1 pseudogene is annotated in these 611 nt (G+C 64.8%); it reads left to right on the top strand.

Going from position 1 to position 611, the window contains the following annotated elements:
- Positions 1 to 237: 237 nt before the first annotated feature.
- Positions 238 to 611, top strand: a pseudogene (locus ACS8YF_RS19885) (Fic family protein); the annotation flags it as partial.

The following is a 611-nucleotide window of genomic DNA, read 5'->3' as shown; positions in this document are numbered from 1 at the left end:
TTTCTGGCGCGCCGGGCGACCCTTCGGGGCGAAGCCGAATGGCCGGCTATCCGCGAACGCGCTCGGGCGATCGCGCCCACCCTGGGCTTGGAACGCCAAGCCCGGCAACTCGATCAAATCATCAGCGGTCTGCAGGGGCCTTCTCCGGGCACCGAGCCTGTGACGCCGACGGTTCGCGAGCGAGCGCGACCGGAGCCGGTCGACCGTGTTCGTGTGGCCGATTTCGAAGCCCTCGCGATGGCGCTTAACCGCCTCGCAACGGCCAGGATCCCGCGCCTGTCATTTCACCAGACCGCCGATGCGAGAGCCTATTGGCGGCATGCGGCTTTTTTCGAGTCGTATTTCTCCAACCACATGGAAGGCATAGCGTTTGAAGTCGACGAAGCACGGGCCATTGTCTTCGACGCCGCAATCCCCGAATCCCGTCGCACCGACGCCCACGACCTTCTCGGGGTGTACAGCCTGGTGGAAGAGCCGTGGCAAGCCATGCGCACACCCCAGAGCGCAACTCAGTTCATCGACCAGCTCAAGCAATGGCATCGCGAGCTATTCAGTGCCCGGCCTGGCATACGCCCGGGGGCGTTCAAGATCCGGCCCAATCGCGTCGGCGC

Source organism: Salinisphaera sp. SWV1, assembly GCF_052044155.1.
In the GTDB taxonomy this organism is placed as follows: domain Bacteria; phylum Pseudomonadota; class Gammaproteobacteria; order Nevskiales; family Salinisphaeraceae; genus Salinisphaera.
Note: the sequence above shows the minus strand (reverse complement) of the source record. Positions and strands in the feature narration are given on the sequence as shown.